The sequence below is a fragment of the Variovorax sp. 05N34 genome (assembly GCF_056397405.1).
Genome location: NZ_JBFTNI010000019.1, coordinates 1 through 22,827 on the forward strand (window position 1 = coordinate 1; position 22,827 = coordinate 22,827).

Sequence of the window (22,827 nt, forward strand, 5' to 3'; positions counted from 1 at the left end):
GGGCGGGTCAAGGAAATGATCAAGCCCGGGGGCTTCAACGTGGCCACGCAGGAGATCGAGGTGTTCCTCAAGACCTACCCGGGCGTGCGCGAGGCCGTGGTGGTGGGCGTGCCGGACCGGCGCCTGGGCGAGGTGGGCTATGCCTACATTGAGGCGCGTCCTGGCGTGACGCTGGAGGCAGCGCAGCTGCAGGCGTACTGCAAGGCATCGATCGCCAGCTACAAGGTGCCCAGGCACGTGGAGTTCGTGACCAGTTGGCCGCTCACGGGCAGCCAGAAGATTCGCAAGCTCGAACTCAAGGCCAGGGCGCAGGCCACGCTGGAGAAGGCCGCATGACCGCGCAGTGCGTCTCCATCGCGCAGTGGGAGGCGAGCTCGCCGGAGGCGGGGCACTTCGGCCACTTCGCCCTCTTCGACATCCGCGACCCGGTCGAGTACGAACGCGGACACATCCCTGGCGCCAGCACATTGCCGCGCCGGCGCATCGAATTCCGCATCGCCGAACTCGTGCCGGACCGCGACACGCCGATCCTGGTCTACGGCGAGGCCGATGCGCGTGCCGCCCTGGCCGCCGACACGCTCGCCTCGCTCGGCTATACGCGCGTCCGCTGGCTGCAGGACGGCCTTGCGGCATGGCGCGCCGCGGGCCGCGCACTTGCCAACGGAACCAACGTGCCGAGCAAGCGTTTCGGCGAGCAGGTGCAGCACGCGTGCGCGGTGCCCGCCATCGATGCCGCCACACTGCTGCGGTGGCAGGCCGAGGGACGCCGCATCGCCGTGTGCGACGTGCGCACGCCCGAGGAGCATGCGCAGGGCTGCATTCCGCAGGCGCGGTCGCTTCCGAGTTTCGACATCGCCCTGCATGCCGCCGATCTCGCCCGGTCGGCCGACACGGTCGTGCTGCATTGCGCGGGCCGCACCCGCAGCATCATCGCCACGCGGACGCTGCGCGAACTGGGCATCGACAACGTGGTCGCGCTCGAGAACGGCACCATGAGCTGGCGCCTGGCGGGCCATGCGCTGGCCCAGGGATCGCATGGGATGCAGGCGCCGCCCTCCCCGGAAAGCCGCGCTCTTGCGGAACGCACGTCCGCCGTGCTTGCCCGCGACGCCGGTGTCCGGCGCATCGACGCCAATGTGCTGGTAGGACTGCTTGCCGACACAACGCGCAACCGCTATGTCTTCGATGTTCGCGGTGTGGCCGAGTTCGAGGCCGGACACATCGCGGGTTCGATCGCACTGCCCGGCGGCCAGGCGGTGCAACGCGCGGACGACTTCATGCCGGTACGCGCCGCGCCGATCGTGCTCATCGACGAGGAAGAAGCCCGCGCCAATCTCACCGGCGCGTGGCTGCGCCGCATGGGCTTCGCGGACGTCGCGGTTCTGACCCACGGGCTGCGCGGATGGCGGGATGCCGGCCTTCCGGTGGCGCGCGGTCGCCGTCCCGTCTCCGCAGCCATCCGCGAACCCGCCGCCATTCGATTGACGGTCGAGGCTTGCCTCGCGTGGCGCCGCGCACATCCGGAACTGCTCGTGATCGACGTCGATACGAGCGGGCACTTTCGCCGCGGCCATCTGCCCGATGCGCGCTGGATTCCACGCGGATGGCTCGAATTGCGCATTGGCGCGCTGGCGCCATCGACCGATGTGCCGGTGCTGGTGACGTGCGGCTCCGGCCAGCACGCGCCATGGGCCGCTGCCGCGCTGAGGCGAATGGGTCATGCGCAAGTCGCCTGCCTGGACGGCGGTACGCGCGCCTGGGCCGCTGCCGGGCAGGCGCTGCACCGCGCCGATCTGGCACCACAGGACGACGAGCTGCTGGCGCCTTATGAGCGAGGCGAACAGGCGATGCGCGACTACATCGACTGGGAAAAGCTGCTTGTGCCACTGGCGGCGCAGGACCTCGCCGCCCCACCTTCTGTCGATTCCACAAAGAGGCAAAGATGAACTTCAACTTCAGTCAATCGCAGCAGGATCTCTACGAGCTCGTCGGCTATCTCGCGCGCGAGCATTTCGCGGCGCGTGCCGCGCAAGCCGACGCGGCGCAGATCTTGCCGCTCCAGAACCTGAAGGATCTCCAGTCGCATGGCCTGCTGGGCCTGACCATCGCGCGCGAGCGCGGCGGCAAGGGCAGCGGCGTCATGGGCGAAGACCCGGTGCTCTATCTGCTGGCCATCGAACAGACCGCGCGCGTCGACCTGTCGACCGCGCATTGCCTGCACATCCACCTGCATGCCTGTCATTTCATCGACCAGGTCGGGACGCCCGAGCAGCGCCGAAGGTTGCTGGGGCCGGTGCTGCAGGATGGCGAACTCATCGGTGCCGTCGGCAGCGAGCCCGGCCGCACGGCGCGCGGCATGAACATGTTCAACACCATCGCGCAGCCGCTGCGCGATGGCTACGTGCTGAACGGACACAAGAACTACGCGACCCTGGCGACTGTGGCGGCCAACCTGATCGTCTTTGCGACGCTGCGCGGCTCGGAGCCCGCCGAAGGCAATGTGGCTATCGCGGTGCCGAGCGGGGCCGAAGGGCTGCGCATTGCGGAAGACACCTGGGACCCGGTCGGCATGCGCGCCGCCATCAGTCCGGACGTGCTGCTCGAGCAATGCTTCGTGGCGGGCGATCGGCTGATCGGGACACCCGGCGTCTATCCGCGCGAGCGCTGGCAGGCGCGGCACTATCTGTCGCTCTCGGCCCAGTACCTCGGTGCCTGCGAGGGCCTCTTCGACAGCCTGAGCGAGTACCTGCCGCGTCGCGGCACGGCCGGCGACGGGTTCACGCAACTGCGGCTGGGAGAAATCCGCGTGGCGATCGATTCCGTGCGCTGGCTTGTCTACCGTGCGGCCTGGCTCTGGACGCAGGGGGATTTGCAGCAGGCCGAACTGTTTTCGCTTGTCGCACGTCACCAGGCCACCGCTTGCGCGACCCTGGTGATGGACAAGGCCGCGCAGATCGCCGGCTCGCATGCGCTGACCGGACAGGGCCTCTTCCAGCGAATGATGCGCGACCTGCGCATCCACACGCTGCACTCCAACGTCGACAAGTCGGCGGCCACCATCGGCAAGTACCACCTCGGTCAGAGCTTCGACACGGGAGATCGCCTGTGAGGCGCCGCATCCACGACGCCGCCTGGAGGACTGCCGAATGACCGCCGAACTCGACACCCGCCGCTTTCGCGACGCGATGCGGCGCTTCGCCACGGGCGTGACCATCATCACCACGCGCGATGCCGAGCACACGCCGGTGGGGCTCACGGCCAACTCTTTCAACTCTGTCTCGCTCACGCCGCCGCTCGTGCTCTGGAGCCTGAACAAGCACGCCCGAAGCCTGCCGATCTTCATGGAGGCCGAACATTACGCGGTGAGCGTCCTGTGCGCGGACCAGATGCCTCTGGCCGCCCGCTTCGCCTCACCGATCGATGATCGCTTCGCGGGCGTCGATTGGCATCGCGGCCCGACCGGCGTTCCGCTCTTCGACGGGTGCGTGGCGTGGTTCGAATGCGTTAGCGTGCACCGCTACGAAGGCGGCGATCACGTCATCTTTGTCGGCGAGGTGCTCAACTTCGGCCACAGCGACAAGGTGCCGCTGCTGTATGCCGGCGGCACCTACGGCGTGCCCGCGGTGCATCCGGCGATGCCGCCCTCAAGCCCATGAGACGCTGAGGTCGTCGAGCTTGCGAGCGAGGGCGCGTGTCTCCTTGAGCAGCAGGCGCGAGAGTTCCTCGCGCCGCGGCCCTTCGAAACGCTCCCGGATGCCGGCGATGCTGATCGCCGCATAGGGCGGTCCGCCGCGGGTGTGGATCGCCGCGCCGAGCGCGCCTACGCCCGGAAGCACGTTCTCCTCGTTGATGGAGAAGCCGGCGGCGCGCGATTCGGCGATGACCTCGCGCAGGCGTTCGCCGGTGATGCGTCCAAAGGCCTGCATGCGCGGGCCGTTGACCGCGATGATGCGATCGACCTCATCGTCGCTGAGGCTGAGCATCAGCGCGACGCTGGCAGCGCCGACGCCAAGCGGCCGGCGGGTGCCGACTTCCATCGTGCGGGTGCGGATCGGGTAGCTGCCTTCGACAAGCGCCAGGCAGACTGTGTCGAAGCCGCTGCGCACGACCAGGTACACCGTGTCCTGCGTGGCCTGCCCGATACGGTCGAGGGTCGGCTGGCACACCTCCTTCAGGTTGAAGTAGGGCGATGCGGCCAGCCCGAGTTCATAGACGACGTGGCCCAGCCGATAGCACTTGGTCGCCGGATCCTGCATCACCATGCCTTGCGACACCAGCCCCTTCACGATGCGATGCGCGGTGGGCCGTTCGAGCCCCATCGCGCTCGCGATGTCCACCAGCCGCATGCCCTTCTGGAAGGCTGCGATCTCTCGCAACATGGCGACGGCGCGATGGATGGTCTGGGTTCCGCGGGGATGCGAAGCTGGATTCTTTTTGGCGGCGGCCGTATTGGATGTCTTCTTGCGTGCGACTTTCGATCGCACGGGTGCTTTTGTTGTCATGCTCGCGGAGTCCTCCCGGCGTAGTCACATATTGGAATTATAGGAGCGCACGTCCGCCTTGCGCCTTGCGCCGTGCGCGAGGGCCGCGACGCGGCGCAGTGCCGAACGAAATCCTCGGCGCCTCGTCCCAGCTGCTTGTCGCGGTGCAGGACCATTGCCAGCCGCCTCACCGCGGGCGGCAGGCGGGTCCGAAGCTCGACCAGCGTTCCGTCGGCGAGCGATTGCGCAACCGCCTGGCGCGAGAGGAAACCCAGCGTCGTCCCCGCAGCGACCAGGTGCTTGATGGCCTCCGGACTGCCGAGCTCGAAGGCGACGTCGATCGCGCCCAGATGCTCGATCAGCCAGCGATCGGCAGCCTCCCGTGTTCCGGACCCGGTCTCGCGCAACGCCCACGATGCTTCGCGCAACATACGGACGCCCACCAGCCGCCCCGCCAACGGATGCGTCGGCGACGCCACGACCACCATCTCGTCGTTGAACCAGGGCCGCACGATGAGGTCCGGATGCGTTTGCGGGCCTTCGATGAAGCCCACGTCGACATCGAAGGCCGCAACCGATGCGATGACTTCGGAGGTGTTGGCGATGACCAATTGCACGCGGCTTGTCGGATGCCGCGCCTTCCACTGACCGACCAGCGCCGGCAGGATGTACTCGCCGATGGTGAGGCTCGCCGCGACGCGCAGCGGTGTGGCGTGGTCGCCGGAGAACAGGTGCTGCAGTTCGCCTGCCTGGTCGAGCAGCGAAGCCGCACGCGGCAGAAGCGCGCGCCCGTTCTCGTTGAGCAGCAAGCGCCGGCCGGCCCGGTCGAACAGCGCGACGCCGAGTGCGGCTTCAAGGTCGGCCAGCGCCGTGCTGGCCGCGGACTGCGAGCGCGCGATGCGCTCCGCCGCAGCGCGCGTCGAGCCGTCCCGCGCGATGGCAACAAAGACTTCGAGATGGCGCAGATGCAGGCGCAGCCGCGACGGCAATGGCGAGGGGGATGGGGACGGGCTCGTGGGCCGGCGCATGTCGCTGATCGATTTTTCAGGTCAATTCGATCGATATTGTGCGCTATTTCTTTTTAGCGCCAGTGCCTACCATCGCAGGGAAAGCGAGACCACACTGTGTTCAAGTTCCTGTCGCCAGAGCCCCTTCACGATCCCCTCGCCGCACCCGTTCCGACCGCGGACACCGAGGTCAAGACCACCACCTGCTACATGTGCGCCTGCCGATGCGGCATCCGTGTGCACCTCAGGGACGGCGAGGTGCGCTACATCGACGGCAACCCCGACCACCCGCTGAACCAGGGCGTGATCTGCGCCAAGGGCTCCTCGGGAATCATGAAGCAGGTCTCGCCGGCACGGCTGACGCAGCCTTTGCTGCGCAAGCCCGGCAGCGAGCGCGGCGCTGGCGAATTCGAGCCCATCAGCTGGGAGCGCGCTTTCGATCTGCTGACCGAGCGGCTCTCCAAGATCCGCGCGACCGATCCGAAGAAGTTCGCGCTCTTTACCGGCCGCGATCAGATGCAGGCCTTGACCGGCCTGTTCGCGCGCCAGTTCGGCACGCCCAATTACGCGGCCCACGGCGGCTTCTGCTCGGTCAACATGGCCGCCGGAATGATCTACACCGTGGGCGGCAGCTTCTGGGAGTTCGGCGGCCCGGACCTCGACCGGGCCAAGCTGTTCGTGATGATCGGCACCGCCGAAGACCATCACAGCAACCCGATGAAGATCGCGCTGTCGAAATTCAAGCGCGCGGGCGGCCGCTTCATCTCGATCAACCCGGTGCGCACCGGCTATTCGGCCATCGCCGACGAATGGATCCCGATCAAGCCGGGCACGGACGGCGCGCTCTTCATGGCGCTGCTGCATGAGCTGATCGGCACCGACCAGATCGACCATGCCTTTCTCAAGCGCTTTACCAACGCGCCGCAACTGGTGGTGCTGGACGAGGGCGAACGCGAGGGGCTCTTCGCGTTCGACCCTGCGCGCGGCCCGCCGGGCGACGGCCGCCATCCCCACAACAAGCTCGTGTGGGATACGCAAAGCGCCAGCGTGAAGCCCGCGTACCCCGAAGGCATTGCCGATGGCTGCGATCCCGCGCTTGAAGGCCGCTACACGCTGGCCGACGGCACGCGCGTCGCGCCGTCGTTCCAGCTGCTGCGCGAGCGCGTCGCGAGCTGCACGCCGGAGTGGGCCGAGGCCATCACCGGCATCGATGCGGCGCGCATCCGCAAGCTTGCGCGCGAGATGGGCGAGACGGCGTTGAAGCAGGCCTTCGAGCTGCCCATCCCTTGGACCGACGCCTGGGGAAAGAAGCATCCGACCACGCAGGCGCGCCCGGTCGCCTTTCATGCGATGCGCGGCCTGGCGGCCCATTCCAACGGCTTCCAGACCGTGCGTGCGCTGGCGGTATTGATGAGTGTCCTGGGCACCATCGACGCGCCGGGCGGCTTTCGGCACAAGGCACCGTATCCGCGGCACATCGTGCCCAACTACCGGGCGTTCAATGCGCCCGAGATGATCCAGCCCAACACGCCGCTCAACGCGGCGCCGCTGGGCTTCCCGGCCAGTCCGGAAGAGCTTGCGATCAACCCCGATGGTTCGCCGATCCGCATCGACCACGCGTTCTCGTGGGAGCATCCGCTGTCGGCGCACGGGCTGATGCACAACGTGATCGGCAACGCCGTCAAAGGCGATCCCTACCGCATCGACACGCTGCTGATCTTCATGGCCAACATGGCCTGGAATTCCAGCATGAACACGATGGTGGCGCGCGAGATGCTCAACCGCAAGGACGAGAAGGGCGACTACATGATCCCGTTTCTTGTGGTTTGCGACGCGTTCCAGAGCGAGACCGTGGCCTTCGCCGACCTCGTGCTGCCCGACACCACCTATCTCGAGCGGCACGACGTGATGAGCATGCTGGACCGGCCGATCTCGGAGTTCGACGGCCCCGTGGATTCGGTGCGCGTTCCGGTCGTGCCGCCCATGGGTCAGTGCAAGCCCTTCCAGGAGGTGCTGATCGAACTGGCCTCGCGCATGAAGTTTCCGGCGTTCACCACGCCCGAGGGCGGGCGCAAATACACGGACTATCCGGACTTCGTCGTCAACTTCCAGCCGCAGCCGGGCATCGGCTTCCTGATGGGCTGGCGCGGCAAGGACGGCACCGAGCATTTGAAGGGCGAGCCCAATCCGAAGCAGTGGGAGGCCTACGCGCAGAACAACTGCGTCTTCCAGTACCACATGCCCGAGACCATGCACTACATGCGCAACTGGAACCGCGAATACCTCGACTTCGCGAAGGACAAGGGCTGGCGGCAGCGCAACGACCCCGTGCAGCTTGCGCTCTACTCCGATGCGCTGCAGAGCTTCCGCCTCGCCGCGCAGGGCAAGACCGGTGGCCGCCAGCCGCCCGATGCCTTGCGAGAGCGCATCGAAACCTACTTCGATCCGCTGCCCTTCTGGTATGCGCCGCTCGAAGAGGCCGCGACCGACCTCGCGGCCTATCCGCTGAACGCGATCACGCAGCGGCCGATGGCGATGTACCACTCGTGGGATTCGCAGAATGCATGGCTGCGGCAGATCCACAGCCACAACTACCTGCACGTGAACCCCGTCACCGCCGAAGCGGCTGGCGTTGCCGATGGCGGCTGGTGCTGGGTCGAAAGCCAGTGGGGCAAAGTGCGTTGCATGCTGCGCTACAGCGAGGCCGTGGAGCCGGGCACCGTGTGGACCTGGAACGCCATCGGCAAGGCCGACGGCGCATGGCACCTGGCGCCCGGCGCGGACGAAGCGCGCAAGGGCTTCCTGCTCAATCACCTGATTTCCGAGGAGCTTCCCTTCGAAGGCACGCGCGCCGGGACCATCAGCAACTCGGACCCGATCACCGGACAGGCCGGCTGGTACGACGTGCGCGTGCGCATCCGGCCCGCTGCGCCCGAAGAGGCGAAGGAAAGTTTTCCGCAGGTCGCCAGCATGCCGGTCTTGCCCGGTGTGCTGGGCAAGGCGGCGAATGTCTTGACCTACTTTGCGGGGCGCAGGCGATGATTCAATGGCTCAAGGACCTGACATCGCGCGCCGCATCGCCGCTGCCGCTCATCGACGAAGGCGCGGCCACCGTGCGAGCGGACCCGGCCGAGACGCTCGCGAAGCAGCTCGCGCTGGTCATCGACCTGAACGTCTGCGTCGGCTGCCACGCCTGCGTGACCTCCTGCAAGCAGTGGAACACCTCCGGCAGCGCCGGCCCGCTCGCCGATGCCAATGCCTACGGCGCCGACCCGACGGGTACCTTCTTCAACCGCGTGCAGACCTACGAGGCCGGGAGCTTCCCGTTCACGGACACCATCCATTTCCCCAAGAGCTGCCTGCACTGCGAAGACCCGCCCTGCGTGCCGGTGTGCCCCACGGGCGCGAGCTACAAGCGCAAGGAAGACGGCATCGTGCTGGTCGACTATGACAAGTGCATCGGCTGCAAGTACTGCGCGTGGGCTTGCCCCTATGGCGCGCGCGAACTCGATGAAGAGCGCCAGGTGATGACCAAGTGCACCCTGTGCGTCGATCGCATCTACGACGAGAAGCTGCCCAAGGAAGACCGCAAGCCCGCCTGTGTGAAGGCCTGCCCCACCGGCGCGCGGCTCTTCGGCGATGTGAAGGACCCGGACTCCGACGTCTCGAAGGCGATTAGCGAGCGTGGCGGCTACGCGCTGATGCCGGAGTGGGAAACCCGCCCCGCGAATCAATACCTTCCCCGGCGCGTGACCGCCGAGGCCGGCGGCGCGACCGTGGTGCCGTCCGCGCAGGGCGAAGCGCAATGAACCCCGCGTTCTCGGTCGTCATCTTCACCACCGTCGCCGGCGCGGCACAAGGCCTGGTGGTCACGCTGGCACTGGCGATGCTGGGCGGCCTGTCGATCTCGCCTGGCTTCGCGAGCGCGGCCTTGGCCGTTGCCGAAGCGATGCTGCTGGTCGCCCTTGGCGCCTCGTTCGGCCATCTGGGAAGGCCCGAACGTGCATGGCGCGCCGTGCTGATGTGGCGCACCTCGTGGCTGTCTCGGGAAGTGATCGTGCTGCCGACCTTCATGGCGGTGGTGGCGTTGTGGTGGCTCGCCTTGCACAACGGCATCAACTCCCCGCTATTGCCGTTGCTGGCACTGGCCGCGGCGCTCTTCGCATTCCTGCTCTGGTACTGCACCGCGATGATCTATGCCTGCCTGCGCTTCATCCAGGAGTGGGCGCAGCCGCTGACGCTCGTGAACTTCACGCTGATCGGCTTGTCGTCAGGCCTCGTGCTGGCAAGCGCACTGGCCGCGTCGATGGGCGAGCAGGCGCTCTTGAACGCCACGGGTGCGGCCGCGCTGGCCGTCACGCTCGTCGCCTGGGCCACGCGCATGCTGGCGCTTCGCCGCAACGCCGCGCTGAAGCCGCGCTCCACACTGCAGTCGGCCACCGGCATTCGGGCGGCGAAGCTGACGCAGAAGTCGATGGGCATGTCGGCGGGATCTTTCAACACGCGCGAGTTCTTTCATGGCATGGGCCTCGCTGCCCTGAAGCGCGTGAAGCTGGCCTTCATCGTGCTGGCCTTCGCGCTGCCTTCGCTGATGCTCCTGTGGGCAATCGCCACATCCTCCACGGCGGGCTTCGTCCTGGCGCTGGTGGTCCAGGCGCCGGGCCTGGTCGCCGAGCGATGGTTCTTCTTCGCGCAGGCGCGGCACCCGCAGAACCTCTACTACCAGGTGGTGTCCTGAGAGCGAACGCGAAGGCTATCGGCCTCTGGCGGGCTGTTTCACACCCACCCGGCGCGCCGGAAGCGGTAATACAGGTAGCCGCACAGCAGCACGATGACCAGTAGCGCGGCCGGATAGCCGTAGTGCCAGTCCAGTTCGGGCATGTTCTTGAAGTTCATGCCCCAGATGCCCGCGAACGACGTGCAGACCGCGAAGATGGCCGCCCACGCCGCCAGGCGCTTGGTGACTTCGTTGTCTTCGATCGTCACCATCGAGAGATTCACGCTGATCGCCGTGCCGATGGTGTCCCGGATCGCGTCGATGGACGCGTTGATGCGGCCCAGATGATCGACCACGTCGCGAAAGTACTCTTGCGACCCGATGCAGATCTGCGGCACGCGCCCCCCGTGCAGTTTGCCCACGCCTTCGAGCAGCGGCGCCACCGCGTGCTTGAGCACCGTGAGCCGCTGCTTGAGCTCGTACAGGCGCCGCACGTTCTCGCGCGCTTCGCCTTTCGTGAAAATGCGCTGCTCGATCGTCTCCAGTTCGACCTCGAACGCATCGATGACCGGAAAGTAGCGGTCGACCACCGCATCCATGAGCGCATACAGCACGAACCCCGGGCCATTCTTCAATAGCTCGGGCTCGCGCTCGCAGCGTTCACGCACTTCGACGAATCCGTGATCGCTGCGGTTTCGCACCGACACCAGGTAGTTGGTGCCGACGAAGACATCGATCTCGCCGACGTTCAGCGCACGCTTGTCCTGATCGTCGGGCTCCAGCAGGTGCATGACGACGAAAAGCGAACCGTCGTATTCCTCGACTTTCGGCCGCTGGTGGCCGTGCTGCGCATCTTCGACCGCCAATGGATGCAAGCCGAATTCGGCCTGCACCTCGGCAAGTTCCTCGGGCGTGGCGTCGTGCAGCGCGACCCACACGAAGCAGCCCGGCAGCGACACGTAGTCGCTGATGCTGGAGACAGGAATGTCGGCAAGCTTGTTGCCGTTTTCATAGACGACGCAATTGACCAGCATGCGATGGCACCGGGACGAGACAAAGACGGGTCATCTTGCCACGGCCCGGCGCCGGCGTCGTACCGATCAAAGCTGGCTCATGCCGCCATCCACCACGATTTCGGTGCCCACGATGAAAGCCGACTCCGGTGACGCGAGGTGAAGCACGGTGCTGGCGATTTCTTCCGGCGTGCCGAACCGGCCGAGCGGAATCTGCGCCTGGATCTGCGCCGCGGTGGCTTCGAGTGTGGCGGCATCCAGGCCGAGCTTTCCGTAGATCGGCGTCCGCACAGGGCCGGGGCTCAGCACGTTGACGCGCGCGCCGCGTGGCAGCAGTTCGGCTGACAAGGTCTTGGCAAGCGAGATGACCGCAGCCTTGCTCGCGGCATAGACGGCAGTGCTGGGCATGCCGATGTGCGCATTGATCGAGCCGTTGATCACGATCGACGCGCCCTGCGCAAGCAATGGCGTCACGGCCTGGATCTGGAAGAACAAGCCCTTGACGTTGGTGTTGAAGATGTCGTCCCAGAAGGCTTCGGTCACATCCGACAGCCCTGCGAATCTTGCGACCCCGGCGTTGAGGAAGACGGCATCGAGCTTCAGCCCACGGCCGGCGATATCGGCTGCCAGTTCCTTCGCGGCCGCCGGTGCGCCGGCGTCATTGCGGATGGCGACGGCCTTCGGGCCGAGCTCGCTCTGCGCCCTTTCGAGCGCGGCGGCGTCACGGCCTGTCACGACGACGCGTGCGCCCTCCGCCACGAAAGCCTTGGCGGCGGCGAGGCCGATGCCGCTCGTGCCGCCGGTGATCAGTACTGTCTTGTCTTGAAAGCGTTCCATGATGGTTTCCATTGAGTGCCGGTCAGATGACCGTGACTGAATGGTCGGCTTCAAGGACGCTTTTGACGTGCCGGTTTTCGGTGGGCAGATGTGCGAAAACTTCGAACGTTCTTTGCTCGGCGTGCCATGATTTCGCTCAACTTGTTCGAAAGAGCCGACGATGCTGTCAGAAGATGAACTCGCGCTGCTCGAGGCGATTCGCGAGAGCGGAAGCCTCTCCCGTGCCGCGGCACGGCTGGGAAAGGCGCCGTCCACCATCTCGCACGCCGCGCGTCAGCTCGAAGAGAAGTTCGATGCGCTGCTGTTCGACCGGCGCCGGTATCGGCTGCAGCTCACCCCGGCGGGCCAGCTACTTGCGCACGAAGCGTCGCGGCTCGCCGCGGACGTTTCGCGGCTGTCGCAACGCGTCCGGCAGGTCGCCAGCGGCTGGGAAGACCGCCTGTGGATCGTGACCGACGAGATCATCGAGTTCGAGACGCTGCTGCCGGTGATCGGCGCTTTCGATGCGCTGGAATCGGGCGTGCCGCTGCGCATGACGCATGAAGTGTTGCGGGGCACCTGGGAAGCCTTGCGCGATGGCCGTGCCGACATGGTCATTGGAGCGACGAACGAGCCGCCGTCGATCGAGGGCCTGCGCTGGTTCGAACTCGGCGTCATGGACTGGGTCTTCGCCGTCTCGCCGCGTCATCCGCTCGCTTCGGCAAAAGAGCCGATCGGGCGGGACGCCATCACCGGCCAACGGGCGGTGGTCGTTGCCGACACCTCGCGCACCACCGCAGGCAGTGCCTACGGCATTCATGGCGGCCAGGCCGTGCTGGCAGTGCCGACCATGCGCGCCAAGATTCTTGCGCAGCGCGACGGCCTCGGCGTCGGATGGCTGCCGCGACAACGCGCCGCTTCGCTGCTCGAGCGCGGCGAATTGATCGAAAAGCAGACCGTCGACCCGCGCGAGCCGAACATCCTCTATGTTGCCTGGCGAGGCGATCACGAAGGCCGCGCGATGGATTGGTGGCTGGAGCAGCTTCGCCAGCCTCGGCTGTCGAAGCGGCTGGTGCAGGGCCTGGACACGTTCGACGCCCGAGCGCGAGGAACGGCCAGGGCAGCTACATCGGCTGCGAGCCAGGCTCGCCGACCGGCCGGGGCTTTCGATCCAGCCACTGCACCAAGGGTCCGATGAGTTCCAGCGGCAGCGGAAAGACGATCGTCGAATTCTTGTCGGCAGCGATGACGGTCAGCGTTTCGAGATAGCGCAACTGCAGCGCCTGCGGATGCCGCCCCAGGATCTCGGCGGCTTCCGCCAGCTTTGCGGACGCCTGCAACTCACCTTCGGCATGGATCACCTTGGCGCGCCGCTCGCGTTCGGCCTCCGCCTGCCGGGCAATCGCACGCACCATGTTCTCGTTCAAGTCGACATGCTTGATCTCGACGTTGGTCACCTTGATGCCCCACTGGAAGGTCTGAGCTTCGAGCGTCTTCTGGATATCGAGATTGAGCCGCTCGCGCTCGGCCAGCAGGTCGTCGAGGTCATGCTTGCCCAGCACCGCACGCAACGTGGTCTGCGCCAGTTGGCTGGTGGCCTCGAAATATCTCTCCACCTGAATGATCGCCTTCTCGGGGTCGATGACACGAAAGTAAAGCACCGCATTCACCTTCACCGACACGTTGTCGCGCGTAATCAGGTCCTGGCTCGGGATGTCGAGCACCATCACCCGCAGCCCCACGCGCACCATCTGCTGGACGCCCGGGATGAGGATCACCAGCCCCGGTCCCTTCACCTTCCAGAATCTGCCGAGCTGGAACACGACGCCGCGTTCGTACTCGCGCAGGATGCGCAGCGAGGCGGCAACGAAGGCCACCACCAGCAGCACGATGAAAGCGACGAAAACGAGGCTGAAATTGATGAACATGGGTCATGCCCCGGCCCCGGCCGGGCTCTCCTGGATGTCTTCGGTGACTTGAAGGGCCAGGCCCTGCACGCGCGTCACGCGGACGCGGCGGCCGGGGCTCAGTCCCGCTGAGCCGCGTACCTTCCAGTAGTCACCCTGGATTTGCGCCCAGCCTTCGCCGTCCGCGAATTCGACGAGCTCACCGGTCGCGCCGACCAGCGTCGAAACGCCCACCGCCAGAGGCCGTCGGCGCGTCTTCGCAGCGATGCCGCCAACGACCAGGATGAACGCCGCGGACCCGAGCGCCAGAAGCCCCACCAGCCACAGCGGCACGCCGAAGCCCGGAATGTCGTTGTCGATCAGGAGCAATGCGCCCACGCAGAACGCCACGATCCCACCCACACCGAGGACGCCGAAAGTCGGCAGAAACGCCTCCGCGATCAGGAAAGCCACGCCGAGGAGGATCAACCCCAGCCCCGCAAAGTTGATCGGCAGCATCTGCAGCCCGAAGAGCGCGACGAAAAGGCAGATGGCGCCCACCACGCCAGGCAGCACGAAGCCCGGATTCGAAAACTCGAACAGCAGGCCGTACACACCGACCATCAGCAGGATCAGCGCGAGGCTCGGCTCCGTGATGGCGGACAGCAGTCGGGTGCGCCAATCCGCATCGACCACCAGAAGCTCCGCCCGCTGGGTTGCCAGGCGCACCTTGCCGTTGATGGTTTGCACTTCGCGCCCGTTCACCTGCGCCAGCAAGTCGGACACGTCCTTTGCAATGAGAGTGATGACCTGCTTGTCCAGCGCCTCCTGGGCCGACAGGCTGACCGATTCGCGCACGGCCTTTTCGCCCCAGTCGGCATTGCGCCCGCGCAGTTGGGCCAGGCTGCGGATATAGGCCGACGCATCGGCGAGGCGCTTGGCCGTCATCGCATCGCCGCTGTGTTCGGCCTTGTCCGCGGACTCGGGTTTCCCAGGCGGCTCCGACGGCGACGGCATGCCAATGGCGACCGGCGTCGCTGCGCCCAGATTCGAAGCCGGCGCCATCGCCGCGATATGGCTGGCGTAGAGGATGTAGGTGCCGGCGCTGGCTGCGCGCGCACCGTTGGGGGCGACGAAGCCCGCCACGGGAACGGGCGATGCGAGGATGTCCTTGATGATGTTGCGCATCGACGCGTCCAACCCGCCGGGCGTGTCCATCTGAATGATGGCCAACCGCGCCTTTTCTTTTTCTGCGAGCTTGAGTCCGCGGTGGATGTAGTCGACGGTCGCGGGGCCGATCGCGCCGTCGATTTCCATCAGCACTACCATCCCGGCGCGCGCGTTGGCCGGCGGCTGGGCTGGGGCGGCATCAGGCACGGCTTGGGCATTGGCCGCTCCCGCCGCAAGGACGAGGAGGGTCCATACCGTCAACCATGCTCTGGCGGACCTCATCGTCCGATTCTAGGTACCGCGCAGGGCGCTGTCATGGTGCGTCGCAGCAGACGCCCCGGCTGGTTCCGGCCTCTTGCGCCGGCCCGGCGTGACTCAATCGATGTGGATGTTGGCCGCCTTGGCGACCTCGGCCCATTTCACGCGGTTGGCATGAACGGTCTGCTTGAATTGCGCGGGCGACTCGATGCGGATCGTGTTGCCCTGGTTCTCGAACTTCTCGCGGATCTCCGGCTGCTCGAGCACGGACCGGATGGCAGCGTTGAGCTTGTCCACGATGTGCGGATCGGTGCCCTTCGGCGCGAACACGCCGAACCAGATCGAGCTGTCGAAGCCTTCGGTGCCCGGCAAGCCGCTCGACGCGATGGTCGGCACTTCCTTGATGGCGGCCACGGGCTTTGCGGTGGTAACGCCCAGCAGCCGCACCTTGCCGGCCTTGTACTGCGGCAGCACGGTCTGCACCTGGTTCATGATGCAGCAGGTCTCACCGCGCACAACCGAAGTGATCGCCTCGGGACCGCCCTTGTAGGGCACATGCACCATGTTCAGGCCGAGCCGCGAATTGAATTCGGCAAACGCCATGTGCGTGCCGGCGCCATTGCCCGTCGAAGCGTAGTTGTACTTGCCGGGGTTCGCCTTCACGAGATCGACGAATTCCTTGAGCGTCTTCACGTCCATCACGTTCGGATTGATCGTGAGCACGTTCGACACATCGAGCACCGGCGCCACCGGAACGAAATCGGCTTCGACATCGAAGGGCAGCTTCTTGTAGAGCGCCGCATTGCTGCCGTGCGTTGCCGCGGTACCGAAGGCCAGCGTGTAGCCGTCGGGCTTGGCGTGCGCGACGTATTCGCTCGCGATGTTGCCGGCCGCGCCCGACTTGTAGTCGATCACCACCGGCTGGCCGAGCTTGCGCTGGAGCGGCTCCTGAATGATGCGGGCGACGACGTCGACGCCCGAGCCGGCGGGAAAGCCCATGATCAGCGTGACGGGCTGCTGCGGCCAATCGGCCTGGGCGAACGCGGCCGGCGCAGCGGCGCACAGGGCCAACGTGGAGAGCATGAAAAGACGGCGCGCGCCTCGAATGAAAGATGCAGTCATGGCGGCATTGTGGCGCGAGCCTCATCAGCAATTGCACAGAAGCTTATGACTCCAGCTTATGCCTCGGGTGGACGGCCGCGCGCGCCGGCAGCCTTCTCCCGATAATCGCGGATCATGGTACGTCCCACCCAACTGCTCCACCCCCAGCGCGAACCGGCTCCGCTGCGCGCCGCCGCCACCGTGCTCCTGCTGCGCGACACGCCGGAAGGCATCGAAGTGCTGATGACCCGTCGCTCGTCGACGGCGAGCTTCGCGCCGGGCGCGTACGTCTTCCCGGGAGGACGCATCGACGAAAGCGACGCCACCGCGCGCGCGATCGCAACGCGCCGCCGCACCCAGAGCCGGACGCAACTCACACAAGCCATCGCCGCCCTGCGGGAGAGCTTCGAGGAACTCGGTGTGCTGCTCGCCCACCACCCCGACGGCCGGCCGGTGAGCGCCGAAGAAGTGGCCTCCATGGATCGCAGCACGGCCGCGACCACGGTTGCCTTTGCCGACCAATGCGTCGAACGTGGCCTGCTGCTGTCCACCGACCGCGTCTTTACCTTCGCCCACTGGATCACCGATCGCGATCTGCCCAAGCGCTTCGACGTGCCCTTTCTGGTGGCGCGCATGCCCGAAGGACAAACTCCGACGGCGGACGAGACCGAGCAGTTCGAGCCCTGCTGGGTGCGACCGGCGGACGCGCTCGCGCGTCATGCGGCGGGCGCCTTTTTCATGATTTTCCCGACGCTGCGCACGCTCGAAAGACTGGCCGCTTACAAGACGGTGGACGCCGTGTTGTACGCCTGCGCCAACCGGCACGGCGGCGAAGGTCCCCTGTGGACCAGTTGTCCGCGCGCCGGCATGCTCAAGGGCCAGGAGGCGCGCTACATGGAGACCGATTCGCCCTTCGGTGAACTCGCCATGGTCAGCCCTGACGGTCAACTCGTGCATGCGCTCGACTGGCAGAGCGAACAGCCGGTGCCGCTCCTGAAAAACGTACAGCGACTCACCGCGCCGAACCCGAGCGCCATGACCGGCCCCGGCACCAACAGCTACATCGTCGGCGACGCCTCCACCGGCTACGTCGTGATCGACCCAGGCCCCAATGATTTCGACCACATCGGCCGGCTCTGGCGCGCAACGCACGGCGACATCCGCGTGATCGTCTGCACGCACTCGCACGCCGATCATTCGCCGGGCGCCCTTCCGCTGCAGAAGCTGTGCAAGACCCCGCCGCCCATCGTCGGACTGGCCTCGGCGCCCACCGCGCGGTCGACGGCCCGGTTCAGTCCCGACCGCGCGCTCAAGGACGGGGAGCACATCGTGCTGACCTCCGCCGCCCACACCCACACGCTGCGCGCTATTCACACGCCCGGGCACGCCGCCAACCACCTCTGCCTTGTACTGGAAGAAGACGGCCTCCTCTTCTCCGGGGACCATGTGCTCAATGGCAGCACCACCGTCATCGACCCGCCGGACGGCAACATGAACGCCTACCTCGCATCGCTCGACAAGCTCGATGCGGCATGTGCCGAAGGTGGCATCTCGTTCATCCTGCCCGCTCACGGCTATGTGCTCGGCGAAGCGCGTGCGGCACTGGCCTACCTGAAGGCGCACCGCCTCAAGCGCGAAGCCAAGATCGCTGCCGCCATGCGCAAGCTACCCCAAGGCACGCCGGAAGACTGGCTGCCGATCGCCTATGACGACGTGCCCGAGCGCATGTGGCCCGTGGCCGCTCGCTCGCTGGCTGCGCATGTCGAGCGACTCCGACAGACGGTGAAGGAATGAGGATGCCAGCGTGACCGAAAAAGATGCCGAAGACGGCATACGCCTGGCCAAGCGTGTCGCCGCGCTCGCTGGCTGCTCGCGGCGCGAAGCAGAGCTCCTGATCGAAAACGGCGCCGTGCGCGTCGACGGCCAACCCCGGCTGCTGCCGCAGTCGCGCGTGCATGCCCACCAAAACGTCGAAATCGAAGCCGGCGCGCGCCCCGAACCGGTGGTGCCCGTCACCCTCTTGCTGCACAAGCCCGCCGGCGTGGCGACCGACCACGCGCACCGCCTGCTCGTACCCGCCAATCATCACGAACCCGAACGCGCCGGCCTGCGCTTCCTGCCGCGCCACGTCAGTGCCCAGCGTTGCATGACCCCATTGGAAACCGGCGCCAGCGGCCTGCTCGTCTATACGCAGGAGTGGCGCGTCGAGCGCAAGCTTCAGGAAGACGCCGGCATCCTCGAACACGAAGTCATGGTCGACGTCGCAGGCCCCGTAGGCCCCGAAACGCTGTCGCGCTTCGAACGCACCCCCGCCCGAGTCAGCATCAGCCAGCAAGCCGAAGGCCATACCGGCCTGCGCTTCGCCCTCAAAGGCGCCCGCCCCGGTCAAATCGCCCACCTGTGCGACGACGCCGCCCTGCAAATCCTCTCCATGAAGCGAATCCGCATCGGCCGCGTCCCCTTGGCCGGCCTCCTCCCCTCCCAGTGGCGCTACCTCTCCCCCCAAGAACGCTTCTAAAAAGAGAAAGAGAGTGCCGGACAAGCAGGGGCGGCGAAGCCCGCCCCCTTCGTGAACACCGCGGAACCGGCTTCGCCGGGCCGCCAGTGTTGCCCCCGGTCAGGGGGAAGGCGAAGCGACACGAAGTGCGCGCAGCCTGGGGGCGAGGAACAAGTGATAGTGTGAAGCCCGCCTATAAGCCGGATTCTGTGCGCTGAAGCCCCTTTCGGAAGCTCCAGCGTGACCGCCATTAATCTGGGCCGTTTGTCGCCAAACGGCTCGGTGCCACCTACCCGCCAGCTCTGCGGAACCACATCGACGCTGGCCTACTTGGTGTTGCTGCGCGCAGAGATTGCCCGTTTCACCCGGCCGGGGTTGCCCCCGGCCGACTCGTCTCTGTTGCTCTGATCCTCACCTCACGGTGGAGAGCCGTTAGCTCCTGCGCTGTCCTGTGCAGTCCGGACGTTCCTCCAGTGCGCTCTTTCGAGACTTGCACCAGCGGCGGTCCAGCGTGCTTCACGGGGCGATTATCGCCACAATGACGCTCCCCACTTCCGCATCGGATTTGCCCAGAGGACACCGTATGAGAGCTGACACCATCTTGCAGACGATCGGCAACACGCCGCACATCCGTATCCAGCGCCTGTTCGGCCACGCGACCCAGCAGGTCTGGATCAAGTCGGAGCGCGCCAACCCGGGCGGCTCGATCAAGGACCGCATCGCGCTGTCCATGGTCGAGGATGCCGAGCGATCGGGTGCGCTCAAGCCCGGCGGCACGATCGTCGAGCCGACCTCGGGCAACACCGGCATCGGCCTTGCGATGGTTGCGGCGGTCAAGGGCTACAAGCTGATCCTGGTGATGCCCGACAGCATGTCCGTCGAGCGCCGCCGCCTCATGCTGGCCTACGGCGCGAGCTTCGACCTCACGCCGCGCGAAAAGGGCATGAAGGGTTCCATCGCCCGCGCGGAAGAGATCGTCGCCGGTACGCCCGGCGCGTGGATGCCGCAGCAGTTCAACAATCCGGCCAACGTGGAGGTGCACGAACGCACCACAGCCGAAGAAATCGCAGCCGACTTCCCGGAGGGTATCGACGTGCTGATCACCGGCGTGGGCACCGGCGGACACATCACCGGCTGCGCAAGGATCCTCAAGCAGAAGTGGCCCAAGCTCAAGGTCTTTGCCGTCGAGCCGGTGGCGTCGCCGGTGATTTCCGGCGGCCAGCCTTCGCCCCACCCTATCCAGGGCATCGGCGCGGGCTTCATCCCGAAGAACCTCGACACCTCGCTGCTCGATGGCGTGCTCCAGGTCGATGCCGAACCCGCGCGCGAAATGGCCCGCCGCTGCGCGCGCGAAGAAGGCATCCTTGTCGGCATTTCCTCCGGCGCCACGCTCACGGCCATCGCGCAGAAACTGCCCTCGCTCCCGGCGAACGCTGTGGTTCTGGGCTTCAACTACGACACCGGCGAGCGCTACCTGTCCGTCGACGGATTCCTGCCCGCGTGAACGTATCCCGTCGAGGCACCGCTGCCGCATGCGCATCCTGCTGGTAGAAGACGAAGCCGAACTCGCGGCATGGCTGGTCCGTGCGCTGAAGCAAAGCGGCTTCGTCACCGACCACGCACCCGACGCGCGCACGGCCGAGGCCCTGCTGGCCGGCAATGAATACGACGCCGCCGTGCTCGACCTGCGACTGCCGGACAAGCACGGCCTGGCGCTGCTCTCGGCCATGCGCGACGAAGGCGACCGCACGCCGGTGCTGGTGCTCACGGCAGAAGGCTCGCTGCAGGATCGCGTGCGCGGCCTGCACTTGGGCGCGGACGATTTCCTGAGCAAGCCTTTCGCGGTCGAAGAGGTGGAAGCGCGTCTCACGGCGCTGGTGCGGCGCAGCCGCGGCACGCAGCATCCGCGCATGCACTGCGGATCGCTGACCTACGACAGCGAAAGCCATGCCTTCATGCTGCAAGGCCAGCTCCTGGCCCTCACGCCGCGCGAGCATGCGGCGTTGATCGCGCTTCTGCTGCGCGCCGGCTCGCCCGTCGGCAAGCAGCGCCTGTCGGGCAAGGTGTTCCCGCACGACAGCGAGGTCGGGCCGGCGGCGATCGAACTGGTGCTGCACCGGCTGCGCCGCAAGCTGGCCGACAGCGACGTCCGCATCACCACGGTCCGCGGCCTCGGCTACATGCTGGAAGACGTCTCCTCAGGCACGGACGACCTCGGATGAAGGCCGAGCCGCGCCGCATCGGCATCCGCACGCTGCTGCTCGCGATGCTGCTGCCCGCGATCGTCGCGCTGCTGGCGATCGACACATGGATCGACTACCGCGCCATCTCCAGGGTGGTGGTCGATGCGTACGACCAGGCCCTCATTGAACCGGTCGAAGCGCTGAACGACAGCATCGCGATCGGCGACGACCTGAAGCCGCGCGTCGACACCGCCTTTTCGGTGCAGTCGATGTTCGAGTCGACGCGATCCATTCACAAGCATCTGCATGTGGGCTACACGCCGCTATCTGCCAAGAACGCCCGCAACAGCGCTGCGGCATCCGAGAAAACGCTGGTCGGCGTTTCGGACCTGCCGCCGCCACCGGCCGGTCCGGACAACGTCGCGCAGTTCTACGACGCAACCTATCGCGGCTATCCAGTGCGCATTGCCGCACTGCGCCGCACAGTGCGCATCAACGAAACGGAGGGATACCGCGTACTCAGCCAGGCGGCCGAAAGCACCGGCTTCCGCCAGCAGGCGTTGGCCGACTCATGGCACCAGGCGCTCTGGAACGACGTGCGGATCGTGACCGTGATGGTCGTTCTGGTGTGGCTGGGGGTGGCGCTCTCGCTGCGCCCGCTGCAGCGGCTGCGCCGATCGCTCGCGACTCGCGCACCGGGCGACCTCGAACCGCTTGACGCGAGCGATGTGCCCTACGAAGTCGCGCCGCTCGTGGAGGCGGTGAACCACCACATCGCCAACCAGGGCGACCTGTTGGCCAAGCAGTCGCGCTTTCTTGCCGACGCGTCGCACCAACTGCGCACGCCGCTGGCCATCATGCTGACGCAGGCCGGGTACGCGCTGCGCGAACGCGATCCCGAAACGATGCGCGAAACACTTCGCGCAATCGTCGCCCAACTGGTGCGCGCCCGCCGGCTGAGCGAGCAGCTGCTGGCGCTGGCGCACGCGAGCGAGTCCGCGTCGGACGCGGGAGCCCTCCCGATCACTGACCTCAACGCGGTGGCGCGCGAGGTGGTGCTGCAACATCTGCCGCTCGCACGCGAAAAGAACCAGGATCTCGGCTGGATCGACGCGCGCGGCGATGCGGAAATCGAAGACGCAGACTACGAACCGGCCGTTCCGGTTGTGCCGGTTGCTCCCGTCGCCGCGCAAGCCGCAGAACTGCACGAAGCACTGTCGAACCTGGTCCACAACGCCATCAAGTACACGCCGGCCAGAGGCCACATCACCGTGGCCGTTCGCTTTGACGGCGACTGGGTCGAGGCTGAAGTCTGCGACACCGGGCCGGGCATTCCGCAGAGCCGATGGGCAAGCGCATTCGAACGCTTCCAGCGCTCGGACATCATGGGGCCCGAAGAGGGCCGCGGCGCCGGCCTGGGACTCGCCATTGCACAGGCCTATGCGCACCGCAATGGCGGCGAAATCACGCTTGGCGACGCGCCGCCGCTCGAAGGCCTCGCAGGCGGATTGCGCGCCGTACTGCGGTTGCCGCGTGCGGTTCAACCCGATAAGTGATAACACGTATTTTGAAGAGCCCGCCTCGCACTGAAAGGAGATTGGAAGGCTTGATTTCTAGACTGCCTTTTGCTCAGCGTGCACATCGCATGCGACAAAGGAGACAAACATGCAGTGCCAGCGCAGGCATACGGGCCATCGG

General features: G+C 66.5%; 20 protein-coding genes and 1 other RNA gene. 13 read left to right on the forward strand and 8 right to left on the reverse strand.

Translation table 11 applies throughout. The features are described from left to right. The 4 genes from AC1DMA_RS29435 to AC1DMA_RS29450 all read left to right on the forward strand — a co-directional run. A partial coding sequence (locus AC1DMA_RS29435; protein WP_478146371.1) for an AMP-binding enzyme occupies positions 1-336 on the forward strand: 336 nt, incomplete at its 5' end. Then, positions 333-1,946, forward strand: coding sequence for a rhodanese-like domain-containing protein (locus AC1DMA_RS29440; RefSeq protein WP_478146372.1), 1,614 nt, complete (start codon positions 333-335; stop codon positions 1,944-1,946). The genes AC1DMA_RS29435 and AC1DMA_RS29440, both read left to right, overlap by 4 nt. Continuing rightward, complete coding sequence (locus AC1DMA_RS29445) at positions 1,943-3,109, forward strand: acyl-CoA dehydrogenase family protein (RefSeq protein ID WP_478146373.1); 1,167 nt, start codon at positions 1,943-1,945, stop codon at positions 3,107-3,109. Before AC1DMA_RS29440 ends, AC1DMA_RS29445 begins: the two co-directional genes overlap by 4 nt. A 37-nt stretch (positions 3,110-3,146) precedes the next feature. Beyond that, positions 3,147-3,656: a flavin reductase family protein gene (locus tag AC1DMA_RS29450; protein WP_478146374.1), complete on the forward strand. Its 510-nt coding sequence runs from the start codon at positions 3,147-3,149 to the stop codon at positions 3,654-3,656. Here AC1DMA_RS29450 and AC1DMA_RS29455 read toward each other — a convergent pair. Further along, entirely contained in the window at positions 3,645-4,502 is an 858-nt protein-coding gene (locus AC1DMA_RS29455; protein ID WP_478146375.1) for an IclR family transcriptional regulator, read from the reverse strand. The two genes, AC1DMA_RS29450 and AC1DMA_RS29455, sit on opposite strands and share 12 nt — an antisense overlap. Continuing rightward, positions 4,499-5,509, reverse strand: coding sequence for a LysR family transcriptional regulator (locus tag AC1DMA_RS29460; RefSeq protein WP_478146376.1), 1,011 nt, complete (start codon positions 5,507-5,509; stop codon positions 4,499-4,501). Before AC1DMA_RS29460 ends, AC1DMA_RS29455 begins: the two co-directional genes overlap by 4 nt. 96 nt (positions 5,510-5,605) lie before the next feature. Here AC1DMA_RS29460 and AC1DMA_RS29465 point away from each other — a divergent pair, with 96 nt between their 5' ends. From AC1DMA_RS29465 to AC1DMA_RS29475, 3 genes are read left to right on the forward strand one after another with little or no spacing between them, the layout of a single operon-like run. Then, positions 5,606-8,530, forward strand: a complete 2,925-nt coding sequence (locus tag AC1DMA_RS29465; RefSeq protein WP_478146377.1) for a molybdopterin oxidoreductase family protein — start codon at positions 5,606-5,608, stop codon at positions 8,528-8,530. Continuing rightward, positions 8,527-9,297: a 4Fe-4S dicluster domain-containing protein gene (locus tag AC1DMA_RS29470; RefSeq protein ID WP_478146378.1), complete on the forward strand. Its 771-nt coding sequence runs from the start codon at positions 8,527-8,529 to the stop codon at positions 9,295-9,297. The genes AC1DMA_RS29465 and AC1DMA_RS29470 overlap by 4 nt, the downstream gene beginning before the upstream one ends. Next, the gene (locus AC1DMA_RS29475; protein WP_478146379.1) at positions 9,294-10,226 is read left to right on the forward strand and encodes a dimethyl sulfoxide reductase anchor subunit family protein; all 933 of its coding nucleotides are present in this window, start codon (positions 9,294-9,296) and stop codon (positions 10,224-10,226) included. The genes AC1DMA_RS29470 and AC1DMA_RS29475 overlap by 4 nt, the downstream gene beginning before the upstream one ends. A gap of 38 nt (positions 10,227-10,264) precedes the next feature. Here the strand turns inward: AC1DMA_RS29475 and corA are convergent, their stop codons facing one another. After that, positions 10,265-11,239 (reverse strand): magnesium/cobalt transporter CorA, encoded by a 975-nt coding sequence (gene corA, locus AC1DMA_RS29480; RefSeq protein ID WP_478146380.1) that lies wholly within the window; start codon positions 11,237-11,239, stop codon positions 10,265-10,267. Between the two features lie 66 nt (positions 11,240-11,305). Beyond that, positions 11,306-12,055: an SDR family oxidoreductase gene (locus AC1DMA_RS29485; protein WP_478146381.1), complete on the reverse strand. Its 750-nt coding sequence runs from the start codon at positions 12,053-12,055 to the stop codon at positions 11,306-11,308. 160 nt (positions 12,056-12,215) lie between these two features. On the opposite strand from AC1DMA_RS29485, the gene AC1DMA_RS29490 reads away from it, so the two are divergent. Then, a complete protein-coding gene (locus AC1DMA_RS29490; RefSeq protein ID WP_478146382.1) occupies positions 12,216-13,232 on the forward strand; it encodes a LysR family transcriptional regulator in 1,017 nt (338 codons plus the stop codon). Here AC1DMA_RS29490 and AC1DMA_RS29495 read toward each other — a convergent pair. The 3 genes from AC1DMA_RS29495 to AC1DMA_RS29505 form a co-directional block, all read right to left on the reverse strand. Next, the gene (locus AC1DMA_RS29495) at positions 13,159-13,962 is read right to left on the reverse strand and encodes a slipin family protein (RefSeq protein WP_478146383.1); all 804 of its coding nucleotides are present in this window, start codon (positions 13,960-13,962) and stop codon (positions 13,159-13,161) included. The two genes, AC1DMA_RS29490 and AC1DMA_RS29495, sit on opposite strands and share 74 nt — an antisense overlap. A 3-nt stretch (positions 13,963-13,965) precedes the next feature. Then, positions 13,966-15,372, reverse strand: a complete 1,407-nt coding sequence (locus tag AC1DMA_RS29500; protein ID WP_478146384.1) for an NfeD family protein — start codon at positions 15,370-15,372, stop codon at positions 13,966-13,968. Between the two features lie 93 nt (positions 15,373-15,465). Beyond that, positions 15,466-16,431, reverse strand: a complete 966-nt coding sequence (locus AC1DMA_RS29505; RefSeq protein ID WP_478146404.1) for a Bug family tripartite tricarboxylate transporter substrate binding protein — start codon at positions 16,429-16,431, stop codon at positions 15,466-15,468. A 153-nt stretch (positions 16,432-16,584) separates the two neighbouring features. On the opposite strand from AC1DMA_RS29505, the gene AC1DMA_RS29510 reads away from it, so the two are divergent. Then, positions 16,585-18,243: an MBL fold metallo-hydrolase gene (locus AC1DMA_RS29510; RefSeq protein ID WP_478146385.1), complete on the forward strand. Its 1,659-nt coding sequence runs from the start codon at positions 16,585-16,587 to the stop codon at positions 18,241-18,243. A gap of 10 nt (positions 18,244-18,253) precedes the next feature. Then, positions 18,254-18,967 (forward strand): RNA pseudouridine synthase, encoded by a 714-nt coding sequence (locus tag AC1DMA_RS29515; protein ID WP_478146386.1) that lies wholly within the window; start codon positions 18,254-18,256, stop codon positions 18,965-18,967. Between the two features lie 159 nt (positions 18,968-19,126). Here the strand turns inward: AC1DMA_RS29515 and rnpB are convergent. Further along, an RNA gene (rnpB, locus tag AC1DMA_RS29520) (RNase P RNA component class A) lies at positions 19,127-19,464 on the reverse strand. 65 nt (positions 19,465-19,529) lie between these two features. Between rnpB and cysK the strand changes: the two genes are divergently transcribed. From cysK to AC1DMA_RS29535, 3 genes are read left to right on the forward strand one after another with little or no spacing between them, the layout of a single operon-like run. Next, positions 19,530-20,450, forward strand: a complete 921-nt coding sequence (cysK, locus tag AC1DMA_RS29525; RefSeq protein ID WP_478146387.1) for a cysteine synthase A — start codon at positions 19,530-19,532, stop codon at positions 20,448-20,450. Positions 20,451-20,478: 28 nt separating this feature from the next. Next, positions 20,479-21,168: a response regulator gene (locus AC1DMA_RS29530; RefSeq protein WP_478125934.1), complete on the forward strand. Its 690-nt coding sequence runs from the start codon at positions 20,479-20,481 to the stop codon at positions 21,166-21,168. Further along, the gene (locus AC1DMA_RS29535; RefSeq protein ID WP_478146388.1) at positions 21,165-22,685 is read left to right on the forward strand and encodes a sensor histidine kinase; all 1,521 of its coding nucleotides are present in this window, start codon (positions 21,165-21,167) and stop codon (positions 22,683-22,685) included. Before AC1DMA_RS29530 ends, AC1DMA_RS29535 begins: the two co-directional genes overlap by 4 nt. The last annotated feature ends 142 nt before the right edge of the window (positions 22,686-22,827 follow it).